Raw genomic sequence first — 17,490 nt, forward strand, 5'->3', positions numbered from 1 at the left:
TTCGGAGTACATGACATGGCATTTACGACCGCACTGACCAGACACGTTCCCTTCTCCTCGCCCTTCCTGCGCGCCGCCGGCTACATCGGCGGCGTCTGGACAGCGGGTGGTGCGACCGGCACATTCGACGTCGTCAACCCGGCAACGGGCGAAGTGCTGGCATCGCTTCCCGACATGGGCGCCGCTGAAACCAGGGATGCGATCGACGCTGCCCATGCCGCACAGCCCGCCTGGGCAGCCCGTCCCGCCAAGGAGCGAGCAACCATCCTGCGCAAGTGGTTCGACCTGATGGTCGCCAACGCCGACGAGCTTGCTGCGATCCTGACCGCAGAAATGGGCAAGCCCTTTGCAGAGGCGCGCGGCGAAATCCTTTACGCCGCGGCTTACGTCGAGTGGTATGCCGAAGAAGCAAAGCGCATCTACGGCGAAACCATTCCTGCGCCGTCGAACGACAAGCGCATGCTCGTGATAAAGCAGCCGGTTGGTGTCGTCGGCACGATCACGCCCTGGAATTTTCCGGCGGCGATGATCACGCGCAAGATAGCGCCGGCGCTTGCCGTCGGCTGCACCGTCGTGTCGAAACCCGCTGAACAGACACCGCTTTCGGCGATTGCGCTGGCTGTCCTTGCGGAACAGGCCGGCATCCCCGCCGGTGTCTTCAATGTCATCGTCGGCGAAGACGGTCCCGGCATCGGCAAGGAGCTCTGTGGGAACGAGAAGGTTCGCAAGATCAGCTTCACCGGCTCGACGGAAGTCGGCCGCATCCTGATGCGCCAGTGCGCGGACCAGATCAAGAAGATCAGCCTCGAACTCGGCGGCAATGCACCCTTCATCGTTTTCGACGATGCCGACCTCGATGCTGCCGTCGAAGGTGCGCTCGCCTCCAAATACCGCAATGCCGGCCAGACCTGCGTCTGCGCCAATCGCCTCTATGTCCAGTCCGGCGTCTACGACGCCTTCGCGGCCAAGCTCGCCGCGAAGGTCGAGGAAATGTCGGTCGGCGACGGCTTCAAGGCCGGCGTGACGATCGGCCCGCTGATCGACGAGCAAGGCCTTGCCAAGGTTGAGGACCACGTGAGGGACGCAGTATCCAAGGGCGCAAAGGTCCTGACCGGCGGCAAGCGGATCGAGGGCGCAGGTACCTTCTTTACGCCGACCGTGCTGACCGGCGTCACGCGCGGCATGAAGGTGGCACGCGAGGAAACCTTCGGCCCGGTCGCGCCGCTCTTCCGCTTCGACACCGTCGAGGATGTCATCCACCAGGCGAACGACACCGAGTTCGGTCTTGCGGCCTATTTCTTCGCCGGAGATCTGAAAAAGATCTGGCGGGTCGCCGAGGCGCTGGAATACGGAATGGTCGGCATCAATACTGGCCTGATGTCCACCGAAACGGCGCCGTTCGGTGGCATCAAGCAGTCAGGCCTTGGCCGCGAAGGATCGCGTCATGGCGCCGATGATTACCTCGAGATGAAATATCTCTGCATGGGTAGCCTCTGAGAAAGCATAGCAGGTCTTACCTGAACACTCGGATGCGGGATCGCCGGCATTGGCGGTCCCGCATTTCGTTTGGTGCTTTGTGAAACCTGTTCCTAGCCCTGCGGCGCTTCGGCTGCCTGCTGCCAGTCAGGCAATGGAAAGATCCGATCGTAGGCCCAATTGAACACGAACGCGTAGACCAGGTAGAAAAGGGCGAACGACACGTCCATCATGAAGGCCTCCGCGAGGCTGACGCCGAGGTACCAGGCGATCAGCGGCAAGAGGGCGATGAGCAATCCCCCCTCGAACAGAACCGCATGCGCGATACGAATGGCAACCGTCTTCCGCGTGCCGCCTGTCAGGCGCTGCATGACATGATCGAAGCCGAGATTGTAGAGATAGTTCCAACCGGTCGCGATCGTGGCGCTGGCCACGCCGACGACACCGATATCTGCCATCGGCATGCCGAACGCCAGGGCGCCCAGCGGCGTAATGAGAGCAAGACCGATGATTTCGAAGCTGATCGCATGACGGATACGGTCTGATGTAGATCGCATGTTCAACCCCCTGTGGGAAAGTCGGGTCGTCCCGAGTTTATGCCCATACGGGGGAGGTCGTCCTCGCATCGCTGATATAGTGGCGCCGGGCGCCCGGTGCAAGCCCGGAGGTTCAATAGTGCGGCGGACGGGTAGCGGCGGGCGCCTCCAACGACTGCTCCTCCAGCGAAAGGAAGCGCTCCGTCAGACGGTCGAGCTTCGCACGCGTCTGCTCGACCACCTTCCATTGTTCCGTCAGCTGATCGGAAAGCTCCTCGATGGCCTTCGCCTGGTGGGCTATGGTTTCCTCGAGTTGTACTATGCGGCTTGTCTCCTCGGACATCGGACTCTCCTTGCCGCCACCGGCCATTCTCGTGCACCTTCAAAAGCGGAAATAGGCCGCGAGGTCAACCATGTCGAGAGGAGTGGAAAAACGATTCGCAAGTGAACCGTTTGGTTACTAAAACCCCTTGCCGCATCTTTTGTTGTGCGGTAGGGCGGTATGCCTCAGGGAGGAATACTGATGGATGTTGGGAATGGCTTTCTTCATCCGGACCGGCTCTTTCCAGCCGACCCGACCACGCGGACCATTGCACGCGATCTCTACGAGACCGTGCGTGCCTTGCCGATCGTAAGTCCGCACGGACACACCGAACCTTCGTGGTTTGGCGACGACAAACCGTTCGAGGATGCGGCATCGTTGTTGGTCGTTCCCGACCACTATCTGTTTCGCATGCTGCACAGCGTCGGTGTCCGGCTCGATGATCTCGGCGTGCCACGCCTCGACGGCAAACCGGTGGCCGAGGGCCGTGCGATCTGGCGCGTCTTCGCAGCGAATTATCATCTGTTCCGCGGCACCCCGTCGAGCCTCTGGGTCGATCACGCGATGTCGGCGGTGCTTGGCTGCACCGAGGCGCTGACGCCTGAAAACGCCGATGCACTGTATGATCACATCAACACGCAGCTGGCCCTGCCGGAATTCCGGCCGCGTGCGCTGCACAAGCGTTTCGGCATCGAGACGATCGCCACGACCGAAGGCGCGCTCGATCCGCTGGTGCATCACCAGAAGATGGCTGAGGACGGTTGGATCGGGCGGGTGCGCACCACCTACCGCCCCGATAGCGTTACCGATCCGGATGCCGTTGGCTTCCGCGACAATCTCGTTCGCTTCGGCGAGCTGACGAATTCAGACGTAGTGTCATGGGACGGCCTGATCGACGCCCATCGCAAGCGCCGCGCCTATTTCCGCCAATACGGCGCGACCGCGACCGATCACGGCGTGCCTACCGCCTTTACGGCCGATCTGCCGCTTGGCGAAAGACAGCGTCTGCTCGACAAGGCACACAAGGGTACGTTGAGCGCTGAAGAAGCCGAGCTGTTCCGCGGCCAGATGCTGACGGAGATGGCCGGCCTGTCTGCCGAAGACGGCATGACGATGCAGATCCATGCCGGCGCGCGCCGCAACACCGACCGCGAACTCTTCCAGGCGCGCGGCCCGAACATGGGTGCCGATATCCCGACCCGCACGGATTGGGTCGGCGGTCTCGGCGCGATGCTCTCGAAATACGGCCAGGCGCCGGGCCTGCGCGTCCTGCTCTTCACACTCGACGAGACGACCTATGCCCGCGAACTGGCACCGATGGCCGGCCATTGGCCGTGCCTGATGATCGGTCCGCCGTGGTGGTTTCACGACAGCCCGGCCGGCATCCGCCGCTATCTCGATCAGGTGGTCGAAACGGCAGGCTTCGCGAACATCGCGGGCTTCAACGACGACACGCGTGCGCTGCTGTCGATCCCCGCGCGTCACGATGTCTGGCGCCGCGAAGTCTGCGGCTTCCTGGCACAGCTCGTCGCGGAGCATCGGATCGCCCGCAAGGATGCCGAGATTGTCGCCGGCGAACTTTCCTATGGCAACGCAAAGAAGGCCTACAAGCTGTGACGCAACGATTGACGAGCCTGACGGGCCTTGCCTCCACCGCAAAGCTTCCCGGTTATGACCGCGAGGCGCTGACCGCCGGTATCCTGCATCTCGGCCCAGGCGCTTTCTTCCGCGCTCATTTCGCGCCCTTCACCGATGCCGCGCTCTCCGCGGCAGGCGGCGATTGGGGGATCGAGGTGGCGAGCCTGCGTACCGCCGACGTTGCCGATCACCTGAACGAGCAGAACGGCCTCTATACCGTGCTGGTGCGCGATTCCGCGGGCACGCAGGCCGAGGTCATCGGGCCGATCCTGCGCGCGCACGTGGCGACCCGCAATCCCGCTGAGCTGCTGCAACGGCTGGAAGATCCGGCAATCAGGATTGTCAGCCTGACCGTCACCGAAAAGGCGTATGGCTTCGACGCCGCCAACGGCGGGCTCGACCTCAAGCACGCCGATGTGGCTGCCGACCTTGCCAACCCGCATGCGCCGCGTGGCGTCATCGGCTATCTCGTTGAGGGGCTGTCCCGCCGCCGCGCCAAGGACATTGCGCCGTTCACGCCGCTCAGTTGCGACAACCTCCCAAGCAACGGGGCAGTTCTAAAGCGTCTGGTCCTCGATTTTGCCGAGCGTGTCGATCCGCCGCTGCGGCAATGGATAGAACGCAACGTGCCGTTCCCCTCGACCATGGTAGACCGCATTACGCCGGCAAGCACGGACGCGACCTATCGCGATGCCGAGGCATTGACCGGCCGGCAGGACCTCGCGGCAATCGAGACCGAACCCTTTACACAATGGGTCATCGAAGATCATTTCGCAAATGGTCGGCCTCGGTGGGAAAAGGCGGGTGCGCTCATGGTCGAGGATGTCTCGGCCTATGAAAAGATGAAGCTGCGCATGCTGAACGGCGCACATTCGCTTCTCGCCTACCTCGGATACATAGGTGGCTATGAGTTTATCCGCGACGTGATGGACGATGCCGGGCTGGCAGCGCTTGCGCGCCGCCAGATGAATGCCGCCGCAGCCACGCTCGATCCGCTGCCAGGCATCGATTTCGATGCCTATGCCGATGAATTGATAGCCCGCTTTGCAAACAAGGCGATTGCCCACCGTACCTACCAGATCGCCATGGACGGTACCCAGAAACTGCCGCAGCGCCTGCTGGAGCCGGCAACGGAAGCGCTTGCGCATGGCAGCAAGGCAGAGACCTATGCGATCGCCGTCGCCGCGTGGATGCGCTATGCGATAGGTATCGATCGGAACGGCAAGAGCTTTGAACTGCGCGATCCCCGCGCGGGCGAAATTGCCGCGCTTCTGGCCGACGTGCCGCGCAACGGCGGCGCCGTCTCGGCGGCGCTCTTCGGCCTGCCCGGGCTTTTCCCGGCAGCGTTGACCGGCAACGCCGGCTGGACGGAGGATGTGGCAAACAAGCTGGAGCTGCTGATCCAGGACAACAAGCTCCCGCTGATCTGAGGTTGGCGGGGAGCAGGGTATCCCCGTCCCTACGCCTTGATCCGCCTCATCTCCGGATCGTAGAGCGGCTTCAATGAAACGCTGCAGGCAACCCGCTGCCTGGCAACGTCGAGCTCGTACCGACCGCCGAGCACGAAATCCTCCGTCACGCCCTCCGGATTGCGCACATAACCGTAGCCGATCGGTTTGTCGATCGTGTAGCCGAAACCGCCGCTGGAAAGCCAGCCGACCCGTTTGCCGTCGCGATAGATCGTCTCGCGTCCGAGCAGCACCACATCGGGATCGTCGGGAACGAAGCAGGCGAGCATCTTCTTGACGCCTTCGGACAGCTGCCGCTCGATCGCCTCGCGGCCGCGGAAGGCAATGTTCCTTCGTGTCTTGACGGCCCAGGCGAGACCGGCTTCGACGGGCGTGTGGTCGGGGCCGATGTCTGAGCCCCACGCCCGATAGCCCTTTTCCAGACGGCAGCTCTCGATCGCGCGGTAGCCGGCATTGACCAGTTGATACGCTCCGCCCGCCGCCATCAGCGCGTCGTAGACCGTGGTTGCATATTCGACCGGCACATGCAGCTCGTAGCCAAGTTCGCCGACATAGGTGATGCGCAGCGCCCGCACCGGGCACCCCGATATGCCGACAGTCCTGACGCGGCCGAACGGGAAGGCGGCGTTTGACACATCGTCTCCGGTCGCCGCTTCCAGCACCGCACGTGCGTTTGGTCCCATCAGCGCCAGAACCGAATAGGCGGACGTCACATCGACCAGTTCGGCCTGCATTCCGTCGGGAATATTGCGTGCTATCCAATTGAAGTCATGCGTCGCAAAGCCGGTGCCCGTGACGATGTAGTACTCGTCGTCCGCAATGCGCGCGCAGGTGACATCGCACTCGATGCCGCCCTTGTCGTTCAGCATCTGCGTGTAGATCAGCGAACCGACGGGTTTCGCCACGTCGTTGGAGGCGATCCACGACAATGCCGCTTCCGCGTCGCGTCCCTTGAGAACGAACTTGGCAAATGACGTCTGGTCGAAGATTACGGCTGCCTCGCGGACGGCGGCATGCTCGCGGCCGACGGCGTCGAACCAGTTCTGGCGGCCATAAGTGTAGATATCCCTTGGCTCCTCGTTGGAAAACAGATCGGCGAACCAGTTCGGCCGCTCCCAGCCCAGCTTTTCGCCGAAGCAAGCGCCCTGCGCCTTCAGCCGGTCGTAGAGCGGCGACTTGCGGCAGGGCCGGCCGCTCGAATGCTCCTCGAAGGGGAAGGCCAGGGTATAATGCTTGCCGTAGGCTTCCAGCGTGCGGGTACGCACCCAGTCGGTGTCGAAATGCGGACGCCCGAAGCGACGGATATCGACCGGCCAGAGGTCGTAGGGGGGCTCGCCCTTGGCGACCCACTCGGCAAGCGCCATGCCGGCGCCCCCGCCCGACGCGATGCCGAATGCGTTGAAGCCGGCGCCGACGAAGAAGTTTCGAAGTTCAGGTGCTTCGCCAAGAATGAAATTGCCGTCCGGCGTAAAGCTCTCCGGCCCGTTCAGCAGCTGCTTGACGCCGACGGTTTCGAGCGCAGGAACGCGGCCGAGCGCCTGCTCCATGATCTGCTCGAAATGGTCGAAATTGCTGTCGAGCAGGCTGTAGTGGAAACCGTCGGGGATGCCCGTCTTCGCCCAGGGGATAGGATTGGGTTCGTATCCCCCCATGACGATGCCGCCGACCTCTTCCTTGTAGTAGGTCAGCCTGTCAGGATCACGCAGCGTCGGCAGGTTGGAGGGTACTCCGAAGGATTCGGTGATGATGTACTGGTGCTCGACGGAAACAAGCGGCACGTTGACGCCGAAACGGGCAGCGAATGCACGCGTCCACTGACCGGCGCAGACGACGACCCGCTCACACTCGATGCGGCCATGCTCGGTGATGACCGCGCGGATCCTGCCCTTGTCGATCTCAAGGTCGATCACCTCGGTATCCTCGAAGATCGAGACGCCGGCCATGCGCGCGCCTCTCGCAAGCGCCTGGGTGATATCCGAGGGGTTGGCCTGGCCGTCAGTCGGTAGAAAGGCCGCGCCGACGAGATCGTCTGTCGTCATCAGCGGCCAGAGGTCGAAGGCCTCCTGCGGCGTCAGAAGCTGCATCTCGAGCCCGAAGGATTGGGCGGTGGTCGCTTGCCGCTTCACCTCGGTCCAGCGCTCCTCGTTGCAGGCAAGGCGCAGGCCGCCGTTCATCTTCCAGCCGGTCCCGAGCCCGGTCTCTGCTTCCAGCCGCTTATAGAGATCGACGGAGTAGCCGAGCAGTTGTGTGATGTTGGCGCTGGTGCGCAGCTGGCCGACGAGGCCGGCCGCATGAAAGGTCGTTCCCGACGTGAGCTTCTTGCGCTCGAGCAGGACCGTATCGGTCCAGCCGAGCTTACCGAGATGATAGGCCGTCGAGCAGCCGATGATGCCGCCGCCGATGACAACGGCCTTCGCGGTCTTGGGCAATTCCTTCATCGTACAGTGTCCTGTTCAAATGCTGTAAAGGCGCGCTCGAACCGCGCGCGGTTTTCGGCGGTATAGCCGGCATAGTCGAAGTCGATGGTGGAGTGGATTTCCGACATCATGCTCCAGAGCGTCTCGCGCAGCAGAGAAGCACATTTCATCGCGGAGTAACGACGCCAGAGATCTGGCGTCAGGGGTGTCTGATAGTAGGCCTCGAGCATCGACCGCTCGGCGCTTTGGTCGAGTTCGCTATTGGAGGCGAGGCCGCCGAGATCGAAAAGCGGCGTGTTGAACCCGGCATAGTCCCAGTCGATCAACCACAGGCGCTTGCCGTCATCGAGGACATTGGCGGCAAGCATGTCGTTGTGGCCGAAGGCAATCTCGAAGGGTCCCGCGGCGTCTTCCAGGGCTTCCGCTTTCTCGAGAAAACCGGGAAGCAGGGCGCTATACGAACTCCCGGCAGCCGCCAGGTTGGCGACATAGTCGCGGATGACGTGAAAGACCCAGAAAATTGCAGCAGGCCCTCGAAACTGGCGCGCGATGTCATGGTGGCAGGCGCGCACCAGTGGAATGACGCGCAAGAGCGTCTCGGCATTTTGCAGGTCGTGCGCCGAAAGCGCCTTCGCCTCGATGAATTCGAGCACCAGTACACCCGGCGCGTGATGAAGGACGGCAGGCGAAAGGCCGGCTGCGTGCGCGGCGCGGCTCGCGGCCAGTTCGTTCTGGCGGCTGATGTGATGAATGGGGATATCTTCGCCGAGTCGGACGACATGGCGCCGGGTTCGATCCCGCACCAGATAGTTCCGGTTGGTGATGCCGCCCGTGATCGGCGTAATTTCGATCGGACCCTTCCAGATGCCTAGCCCATGAATCCGATCTTCAGGCGTCACGCTTTCCCCCTTCGTGGCCTATGTTATTGAAATCATGGCCAGAAAGGGATCCGCTGTCAAGCGTGGCTAGATCGAGGCGCCTGAGGCGTCGAAGATATGGCACCGCGCGGGATCGAAGGAGGCCTTCACGTTGGCGTCGCGCTCGATCTTTTGCTGTCCGTCGAGCGCAATCGTCAGCTGCTGATTGTCCGGCGTCTTGGTGTAGAGCATGGTGGCGCCGCCGAGATTCTCGACGAGGTCGATGTTCACGGTCGCCAGCGTGGTGTTGCGGCTCTCGAGAACCGACAGGTGCTCCGGCCGGATGCCGAACGTCACGCTCTCGCCCGCTTCCGCCATCACGCGGCGAGGCAGGCGGATCGAATTGCCGCAGACGTTGATCGTCGTTTCCGCCTCGCCGACCCGCTCGATGCGAGCCTGCAGGAAATTCATCTTGGGGCTGCCGATGAAGCCGGCCACGAACCGGTTTGCCGGATTGTTGTAGAGATCGAGCGGTGCTCCGACCTGCTCGATGCGGCCGGCGTTGAGGACGACGATCTTGTCGGCCATGGTCATCGCTTCCACCTGGTCGTGGGTCACATAGATCATCGTATTGCCGAGAGCGCGGTGCAGGCGGGAAATTTCGACGCGCATCTGCACGCGCAGCTCCGCATCAAGGTTCGACAAGGGTTCGTCGAAGAGAAAGATGCGAGGCTCGCGCACGATGGCACGACCGATCGCGACACGCTGGCGCTGACCGCCGGAAAGCGCCTTCGGCTTGCGCTCCAGCAGCTTCTCGATTTGCAGGATCTCCGCGGCGCGCTTCACCTTCGGCTGTATCTCGGCCTTCTTGTAGCCCGCCGTTTCCAGGCCGAAGGCCAGGTTCTTGTAGACCGACATGTGCGGGTAAAGCGCGTAGGATTGGAACACCATGGCGATGCCGCGCTTGGCCGGAGCCACCTCGTTCATCCGCTCATTGTCGAGGAGCAGGGCGCCGCCGGTAATCTCCTCGAGGCCGGCGATCATTCGCAGCAGCGTGGACTTGCCGCAGCCCGAAGGTCCGACGAATACGGTGAACTCGCCGGGATCGATCTTCAGATCGATGCCGTGAATGACGTCCAGGGCGCCGTAGCGCTTCTCGACCTGCTGAAGAACAACGCTCGTTGCCATCGTCCAAATCCCTCCTGGTCCGTTATTTCGTTTTTGCACGCCAGTCGGCGTATTTTGGACTGTCCGGCCCGACGGGTAGAACGACGTCACTGCCGCTGTCGGACGATTGGTAGATCGCGGTCACCAGTTCCAGCGCGCGGCGCGCATCCCCGGTGGTTACCGGCAGCGGCCCGCGCCCGATGAGATGCGCGTGAAAATGCTCCATCTGCGTGGTGAAGCGCGGCGCGACCGGCTGCCAATCACCGATCACGGCATCAATCTTCGCCTGCACGGCATCATCAGCGGCAATGATCTTCCATGGATCCCTGCCGGGCGAATAAGGTTCGTGATTGCTTTCGAAAGTCACGTTTTCGAAGTGCAGGCGCAGGCGGCTGATTTGCTCCTGCGAACCGAGTGTGCACGACAGTGACACGAATGCGCCATTTGCCATCAGCAGGCTGGCCGATGCGCAATCCTCGACCTCGATATCGTTGACGCGGGTCGAAACCCGGCCGAAGACCCTGGCGGCCGGCCCCATCAGGTGCAGCAACATGTCGTGCAGATGCAGCGCGTGGGTAACGAGCACGCCGCCGAGCTCGGTCGTCCATTTCCCCCGCCACGGAACCGAATAATACTCGGATGTCCGGAGCCAGAAGGTCTCGACGGAGCCCAGGTAGGGCTTGCCTGCAATACCGGCATCAATGATCCGCTTCGCCTTCTCGACGCCGTCCCCATAGCGATACTGGAAGATCGGCATGAGCACGCCTTTGGCGGTCTTTTCCGCTGCCATGATCTGGTCCACCCCGGCAAGCGAACCCGTCAGCGGTTTCTCGCAGATCACATGCTTGCCGGACGCCAGGGCGGCCACGACCTGCTCCAGATGGACGCCTGGCGGCGTGCAGATATCGACGATGTCGATGCTGTCGTCCGAAAGCACGTCGGCAAAGGAGGTCGTTCGTTTCTCGATGCCGAACTCGTCTCCGACTTCCTTCAGGCGTTCATCGTTGAGGTCGCAAAGCGTCACGACCTTGAATTTGTCGGGATGCGGCAGATAGCCCTCGACGATGTGGGAGCGCCCGATGCCGCAGCCGATGATCGCAACTGTCTTGATGCTCATGTCACTCATGTCACTCATGTCCGATTTGCGCCTTCAGCGTTTCATGCCTGTCGTGGCGATGCCGTCGATCAGCAGGCGCTGGAAGAACAGGAAGAAGAAGAACACCGGCACCAGCGTCAGCGTGGACATGGCAAACAGGCCACCCCAGTCGGATGCACTGGTCGAGTCGACGAACGTCCGCAGGCCGAGCTGGATCGTGTAGGTGTTCATGTCGTTCAGATAGATCAGCGGTCCGAAGAAATCGTCCCACGTCCAGATGAAGGAGAAGATGGCAGCCGTCGCCAGGACAGGCAGCGACAGCGGCAGCATGATCTTCCAGTAGATGCGCCAGGCGCTGCAGCCGTCCATCATCGCGGCCTCGTCCAGTTCGCGCGGGATGCCGCGGAAGAACTGTACCATCAGGAAGATGAAAAAGGCGTCGCTGGCCAGGAACTTCGGCACGACCAGCGGCAGGATGGTATTGACCCAGCCGAGGTTGAGGAAGAGCACATATTGCGGGATCAACGTCACGTGGTACGGGATCATCAGGGTGCCGAGCATGATGGCGAACCAGAAATTCCGACCGGCAAAGCGAAGCCGGGCAAAGGCGTAGGCCGCCAGCGAACAGGCCACGACGTTGCCGATGACGGTCAGTACCGAGATAACCAGCGAATTCCAGAAGAACCGGCCAAAAGAGATGTCGAGGCCGACCCAACCGCGAAGGTAGGACGAGAAGTCTATCGACGACGGAATGAGAGAGGTGGATGAAAAGATCTCGTTTTCGGGTCGCACCGATGCGGAAACCATCCACAGCAGCGGATAGAGCATCAGCAGCGAGCCGAAAATCAGAAGTGCGTGTACGACGACCGACGCAGGAAGGCTACGCTTGGTGATATCGGATGGCGGCGCCGAGACGGCGGTGGTAATCCCGTTAGTCATCGTAGTGCACCCAGTAACGCGAGGTCAGGAACGAGAAGGCCGTGAAGACCGCGATGATCAGCACGAGGATCCAGGCAAGCGCCGAGGCGTAGCCCATGCGGAAATTCCCGAAGGCCTCCTGATAGAGGTAGAGCGTGTAGAACAGCGTCGAATTGATCGGCCCGCCGGTCCCGCCGGAAATGATGAAGGCCGGCGTGAACGCCTTGAAGGCATCGATGGTCTGCACCACCGCATTGAAGAAGATGACCGGCGTCAGCAGCGGCAGGGTGATCTTGTAGAACTGCCGGAACTTCGAGGCGCCGTCCAGGCTGGCAGCTTCATACATGTCGGTCGGGATCTGGCGCAATCCGGCAAGGAAGATGATCATCGGCGAGCCGAACTGCCAGACGCTGAGCGCGACGAGGGTGTAGATGGAATAGCTCGGATGAGAGATCCAGCTTGGCCCCTCTATGCCGAATTGTGCAAGAGCGGCATTGACCAGTCCGTCGCCGGCGAAGAGCTGACGCCACAGAACCGCGATCGCGACGCTGCCGCCGAGCAACGAGGGCAGGTAGAAGATCGCGCGGTATAGCGGCAGGCCGCGAACCCCCTTGTTGAGCGCCATCGCTACCAGAAGCGCGAAGGTAAGCTTGAAGGGTACGGACAGGACCACATAGGTCAGCGTCACCCTCATCGCCGCGGCGAATTTCGGATCGGCAGTGGTGATGCGCACGTAGTTCGCTGCTCCAACCCATTCCGGCGACCTGATCATGTCGAAATCGGTGAACGAGAGGTAGAGCGAGATGATCGCCGGCCCGAGCGTAAGCCCGAAAAAGCCGATCAGCCACGGCAGGAGAAAAAGATAGCCTGGCGCGTTGGCGGCCCAGAGGCGTCTGAAACGCCCCTTGGCCATTGCACCATTGCCGCTCTGAACGGCCTCAGGGGCGCTCGTGCGCATCACATCACTCATCCGGATCAGCCTCGCGCGAGGAGCCGGCTGATCTCGTCGACAAGCTGCTTGCCGCCATCGGCAGCGGTAAGCTGACCGAAGGCCACCTGCTCGGCGATTGTGCGAAGCGTCACCTGGCCTTCACCGGCTCCGGACGGCGGCGGAGGCGGAAGCTTGCCCGCCAGGTCGCCCAGCCCGCTCACATAGTCAAGCGGGATCTTGCCGGTTGCATCGAGCTTTGCTGCCACGACTTCGCGCATTGCCTTCGATTCCGGAATGCCACGTTCGACATCGAGGGCAAGGGCGGCATCGGGGTTGGTGACGAAGAAATTGACGTAATCGACGGCCTGATCGAGCACCTTCGACTGCGACGAGAGCGAGAAGAACATCGATGGCTTGCGGTAGTGCCCGCCCTTCGAATCCGGCTTGATGCGCATGTAGTTGGTCAGCGCCAGCTTGTCCTTGCTGATAGCCTGGAAGCCGACGAACTGGTTGCTGTGCGCGTAGTCGGCAGCCGCCTTGCCGAGCGTCAGTGGGCTGGTGTCGATCGTATCCTTGTAGAGCGCCTGCACGTCCGGCGGAACGCAGGCGCCGGCTTCACGGAATTTGCTCCACATGTCGAACCATTCCGACGCGTCGTCGACGCCGAACGCGATTTTGGAATCGGCCGTATAAAGGGCCTTGCCGCGCTGCCGCAGGTAATTTTCGAGCAGCGGTTCGTTGCCGCTTCCATCAGCGAAGCCAAAGAATGCCTTTCGCTTTCCAGCCTTGCTGATCTCTGCGCCGATCTTCCCGAATTCTTCCCAGGTGGTCGCCTGCGTCGGCAGGTCCACGCCCGCTTCCTGGAAGGCCGTCGTGTTCAGAACGGTAGCCGCGGCATTCGCACCAAGGCTGACGCCGTAGAGGTGCCCGTCGACGCTGCCGCCCTCGACCTGCGCCGGATCGAAATCACCGAGGTTGAGCTTGGATGGCATGTAGGATTCGAGCGGTGCAAGGGCGCCGCGTCGTGCATACTCGACGATGTAGCGGTAATCCATCTGGATGACGTCGGGCGCATTGCGGCCCGCGACCTGTGTCGCGAGACGGGGCCAATAGTCGCTCCAGCCGAGAAATTCCCCGGTGATCGACGTCCCTGCATTCTTGGCTTGGTAAAGCTGCGATACTTTATTGGTGCGATCGGCGCGCGGCTGCGAGCCCCACCACAACAACCGCAGGCGGGTATCGGCGGCAAACGCTGCCTTCGAACCCATTGCTGACAGCGAAAGAAGCGTTGCTCCTCCCGCGACGAAATTACGTCTGCTCACGCGTAGTGTCATCTGTTTCCTCCTCCCTTGGGGAGCGCCTCCACACGCTCCTTGCTGGTTTCACTTGCAACAAATAACTAATTGGTTACAAGTTATGAGCAAGCGCCGACGCTGTCAAGCGCTCATGAGAAGGGCTCTTCTCTATTTGTTTTTTACAATCCGCTCGTAAGTCACTATGAGCGCAATGGGGTAATGGGAAAGGGAAGCCGATGGAAGGCGCCGGCGGTAACGGGGAAAAGAAGACGGTAAAGCGACGCCCGCGCGAGCGTGTCCTGCAACGCGACCCCGAACGGACGCGTGCGGCAATTCTGGAAGCGGCGACGAAAGAGTTTGCCGAGAACGGCATCGGCGGGGCGCGCGTCGATGCGATCGCCGAACGGGCCGGCACCAACAAGCGCATGCTCTACCACTACTTCGGCGACAAAGAGCAGCTGTATTTGCATGTCTTGGAGGATGCCTACGTCGGCATTCGTACGGCCGAGCGAGCGTTGCAAATAGGCGATCGCAGTCCCGAAGAGGGTATCGGCGACCTTGCGCTGTTCACCTGGCGCTATTTTCTCAAGCATCCTGAGTTTCTGAGCCTGCTCGGTACCGAGAACCTGCATCGAGCCCGCTGGCTGCGTCAGTCTGTGCGCCTGAAGGAGCTGCATTCGCATCTGCTGGGTGAGCTGGCGCAGATTCTGGAGCGAGGCAAGAAAGCCGGTGTCTTCATCGAAAGCGCCGATCCCCTGAACGTCTATCTGACGATCGCCTCACTCGGATATTTTTACCTTTCGAACCAGTACACGCTCTCAACGATCTTTGGGCGCGACCTCGCCGAACCGGCAAATCTTGACGCCTGGGAGCGCCATATCGTCCACGTGACGCTCGCCTCGATCACGGCCTGAATCCTGAAATTTGGTTTTTTCTATTGACAGGCGCACTTTGTGTCTGTCATCAAGTAACCGTTTAGTTACTGGCCGGGAGGAGATGCGTTCAGGCGCATTCCGGCTTTGCGGAGACTTTGCAGGGAGAGAGAACGTGGCTCGTCTAGGGATTATTCTGCACGGCGTTACCGGCCGAATGGGTTACAACCAGCATCTCGTAAGATCGATCCTGGCCATACGGGACCAGGGCGGACTGACGCTGAAGTCAGGCGAAAAACTCGAAATCGATCCGATCATCGTCGGCCGCAGTGCCGCGAAGATGGAAGAGCTGGCCAAAAGGCACGACATCAAGCGCTGGTCGACGGATCTCGATGCCGCACTTGCCAATCCGGACGATCAGATCTTCTTCGATGCCGGTACGACTCTCATGCGCGCTGAACTGCTTTCCAGGGCATTGGATGCCGGCAAGCACGTCTATTGCGAAAAGCCGATCTCGGACGACCTGCAGGTCGCGGTCGACCTAGCGCGGAAGGCGCGTGCCTCCGGTCTGAAGCATGGTGTGGTGCAGGACAAGCTGTTCCTGCCGGGCCTGCGCAAGCTGGCACTGCTGCGCGACTCCGGCTTCTTCGGCAAGATCCTCTCCGTGCGCGGCGAGTTCGGCTATTGGGTGTTCGAGGGCGATTGGGGCGTGCCGGCCCAGCGCCCGTCCTGGAATTACCGCAAGGCGGACGGTGGCGGCATCATCCTCGATATGCTGTGCCACTGGCGCTACGTGCTCGACAACCTCTTTGGCGAGGTAAAGGCCGTGTCCTGCCTTGGTGCTACGCATATCGGCACGCGCATCGATGAGCAGGGCAAGCCCTACAACTGCGATACCGACGATGCCGCCTATGCGACTTTCGAGCTTGAGGGCGGCGCGATTGCGCATATCAATTCGTCATGGGCCGTCCGCGTTCGCCGCGACGATCTCGTCACCTTCCAGGTCGACGGCACCCACGGATCGGCGGTCGCCGGCCTGACGAAGTGCTGGACCCAGCACCGCGTCAATACGCCCAAGCCCGTCTGGAATCCGGATCAGCCGCAGACGATCGATTTCTACAAGACATGGGACGAAGTGCCGGATACGCAGGCTTTCGACAACGGCTTCAAGGTTCAGTGGGAAATGTTCCTGCGCCATGTGGCGGAAGATGCGCCATGGGAATACGGGCTTGAAGCCGGCGCCAAGGGCGTCCAGCTTGCCGAGCTCGGGCTGAAGTCCTGGGCGGAACGCCGCTGGCTCGACGTACCGTCGCTGGAGTTCTGAGCCGTGACCGCGATCAACCTTCCCCTTGATGGCCGGATCGTACCCTATACGCTGACCGGCGCACCGATCGAATTGAAGAAGCGCTCGGCAAAGGATTTCCCGCGCATTGCCTTTGCCGCCGCGCATGTCGTTTCCGATCCCCTTGCGGACAACGATCCATGGTTGACGCCTGCGATCGATTGGGACCGGACGCTGGCCTTCCGCCATCGGCTGTGGGATCTCGGCCTTGGCGTTGCCGAGGCGATGGATACCGCGCAACGCGGCATGGGTCTCGGCTGGCCGGAGGCGCGTGAACTCATCCGTCGGGCGCTCGCCGAGGCGGCCAGCCGCAAGGATTCGCTGATTGCCTGCGGCGCCGGTACCGATCACCTCACGCCCGGCCCTGATGTTACGATCGATACCATCATCAGGGCCTACGAGGAGCAGATCGAAACGATCGAAACATCGGGCGGTCGCATTATCCTGATGGCGAGCCGCGCGCTTGCCGCGGCCGCCAAAGGGCCTGACGACTACGTCCGCGTCTATGACCGCATCCTTCGCCAGGTCAAGCAGCCGGTGGTCATCCATTGGCTCGGCGAAATGTTCGATCCGGCGCTGGAAGGCTACTGGGGTAACGCCGACCATATCAAGGCAATGTCGACCTGCCTGCAGGTCATCGAAGCCAACGCCGCCAAGGTCGACGGCATCAAGATCTCGCTGCTGTCAAAGGAGAAGGAGGTGGCCATGCGCCGCCAGCTGCCCGATGGCGTGCGCATGTATACCGGCGACGACTTCAACTATGCGGAATTGATAGCCGGCGATAAACAGGGGCACTCGGACGCGCTTCTCGGCATTTTCGACGCCATCGCGCCAGCCGCTTCGGCAGCCCTCGAAGCGCTCGGCCGGGACAGGAATCGCGAATTCTTCGATCTTCTCGAACCGACCGTTCCCCTCTCTCGCCATATCTTCAAGGCACCGACGCGCTTCTACAAGACCGGCGTCGTGTTCCTCGCCTATCTGAACGGCCTTCAGGATCATTTCACGATGATCGGGGGTCAGCAATCGACGCGATCTCTGTCGCATCTGGCCGAACTTTTCCGGCTCGCCGACAAAGCGCGCGTACTCGCCGATCCCGAGCTGGCGACAAGCCGCATGCGGCAGGTTCTTGCTGTCCACGGCATCGGCTGAGGTGG

At 61.8% G+C, this 17,490-nt stretch carries 15 protein-coding genes; 6 read left to right on the forward strand and 9 right to left on the reverse strand.

The genetic code is table 11. The annotated features are described in order from the left end of the window. Positions 1-15: 15 nt before the first annotated feature. The gene (locus ASC97_RS03835) at positions 16-1,497 is read left to right on the forward strand and encodes an NAD-dependent succinate-semialdehyde dehydrogenase (protein ID WP_057467055.1); all 1,482 of its coding nucleotides are present in this window, start codon (positions 16-18) and stop codon (positions 1,495-1,497) included. Positions 1,498-1,589: 92 nt separating this feature from the next. Here ASC97_RS03835 and ASC97_RS03840 read toward each other — a convergent pair whose 3' ends face one another. Continuing rightward, complete coding sequence (locus tag ASC97_RS03840; protein WP_057467056.1) at positions 1,590-2,033, reverse strand: PACE efflux transporter; 444 nt, start codon at positions 2,031-2,033, stop codon at positions 1,590-1,592. A gap of 112 nt (positions 2,034-2,145) precedes the next feature. Further along, positions 2,146-2,355, reverse strand: coding sequence for a SlyX family protein (locus ASC97_RS03845; RefSeq protein WP_057467152.1), 210 nt, complete (start codon positions 2,353-2,355; stop codon positions 2,146-2,148). Positions 2,356-2,535: 180 nt separating this feature from the next. Here ASC97_RS03845 and uxaC point away from each other — a divergent pair, with 180 nt between their 5' ends. Together uxaC and ASC97_RS03855 are read left to right on the forward strand one after the other, a co-directional pair. Beyond that, on the forward strand, positions 2,536-3,951 hold the full coding sequence (uxaC, locus tag ASC97_RS03850; protein ID WP_057467057.1) for a glucuronate isomerase: 1,416 nt from the start codon (positions 2,536-2,538) through the stop codon (positions 3,949-3,951). Then, on the forward strand, positions 3,948-5,402 hold the full coding sequence (locus ASC97_RS03855) for a mannitol dehydrogenase family protein (RefSeq protein ID WP_057467058.1): 1,455 nt from the start codon (positions 3,948-3,950) through the stop codon (positions 5,400-5,402). The genes uxaC and ASC97_RS03855 overlap by 4 nt, the downstream gene beginning before the upstream one ends. A 29-nt stretch (positions 5,403-5,431) precedes the next feature. Here ASC97_RS03855 and ASC97_RS03860 read toward each other — a convergent pair whose 3' ends face one another. From ASC97_RS03860 to ASC97_RS03890, 7 genes are all read right to left on the reverse strand, one after another. After that, positions 5,432-7,879: a GcvT family protein gene (locus ASC97_RS03860; RefSeq protein ID WP_057467059.1), complete on the reverse strand. Its 2,448-nt coding sequence runs from the start codon at positions 7,877-7,879 to the stop codon at positions 5,432-5,434. Beyond that, positions 7,876-8,757, reverse strand: coding sequence for a phosphotransferase (locus tag ASC97_RS03865; protein ID WP_057467060.1), 882 nt, complete (start codon positions 8,755-8,757; stop codon positions 7,876-7,878). Before ASC97_RS03865 ends, ASC97_RS03860 begins: the two co-directional genes overlap by 4 nt. A gap of 66 nt (positions 8,758-8,823) precedes the next feature. Continuing rightward, entirely contained in the window at positions 8,824-9,903 is a 1,080-nt protein-coding gene (locus ASC97_RS03870; protein WP_057467061.1) for an ABC transporter ATP-binding protein, read from the reverse strand. Positions 9,904-9,925: 22 nt separating this feature from the next. After that, positions 9,926-10,999 (reverse strand): Gfo/Idh/MocA family protein, encoded by a 1,074-nt coding sequence (locus ASC97_RS03875; RefSeq protein WP_057467153.1) that lies wholly within the window; start codon positions 10,997-10,999, stop codon positions 9,926-9,928. A 33-nt stretch (positions 11,000-11,032) separates the two neighbouring features. After that, the gene (locus tag ASC97_RS03880) at positions 11,033-11,917 is read right to left on the reverse strand and encodes a carbohydrate ABC transporter permease (RefSeq protein ID WP_057467062.1); all 885 of its coding nucleotides are present in this window, start codon (positions 11,915-11,917) and stop codon (positions 11,033-11,035) included. Next, positions 11,910-12,866, reverse strand: a complete 957-nt coding sequence (locus ASC97_RS03885) for a carbohydrate ABC transporter permease (protein ID WP_057467063.1) — start codon at positions 12,864-12,866, stop codon at positions 11,910-11,912. Before ASC97_RS03885 ends, ASC97_RS03880 begins: the two co-directional genes overlap by 8 nt. 5 nt (positions 12,867-12,871) lie before the next feature. Next, positions 12,872-14,161 (reverse strand): ABC transporter substrate-binding protein, encoded by a 1,290-nt coding sequence (locus ASC97_RS03890; RefSeq protein WP_057467064.1) that lies wholly within the window; start codon positions 14,159-14,161, stop codon positions 12,872-12,874. A gap of 197 nt (positions 14,162-14,358) precedes the next feature. Here ASC97_RS03890 and ASC97_RS03895 point away from each other — a divergent pair, with 197 nt between their 5' ends. From ASC97_RS03895 to ASC97_RS03905, 3 genes are all read left to right on the forward strand, one after another. Next, positions 14,359-15,036, forward strand: a complete 678-nt coding sequence (locus ASC97_RS03895; RefSeq protein WP_057467065.1) for a TetR/AcrR family transcriptional regulator — start codon at positions 14,359-14,361, stop codon at positions 15,034-15,036. A gap of 133 nt (positions 15,037-15,169) precedes the next feature. Beyond that, complete coding sequence (locus ASC97_RS03900; protein WP_057467066.1) at positions 15,170-16,318, forward strand: Gfo/Idh/MocA family protein; 1,149 nt, start codon at positions 15,170-15,172, stop codon at positions 16,316-16,318. Positions 16,319-16,321: 3 nt separating this feature from the next. After that, the gene (locus tag ASC97_RS03905) at positions 16,322-17,485 is read left to right on the forward strand and encodes a dihydrodipicolinate synthase family protein (protein WP_057467067.1); all 1,164 of its coding nucleotides are present in this window, start codon (positions 16,322-16,324) and stop codon (positions 17,483-17,485) included. The last annotated feature ends 5 nt before the right edge of the window (positions 17,486-17,490 follow it).

It is taken from the genome of Rhizobium sp. Root1203, assembly GCF_001424945.1.
Classification (GTDB): Bacteria; Pseudomonadota; Alphaproteobacteria; order Rhizobiales; family Rhizobiaceae; genus Rhizobium.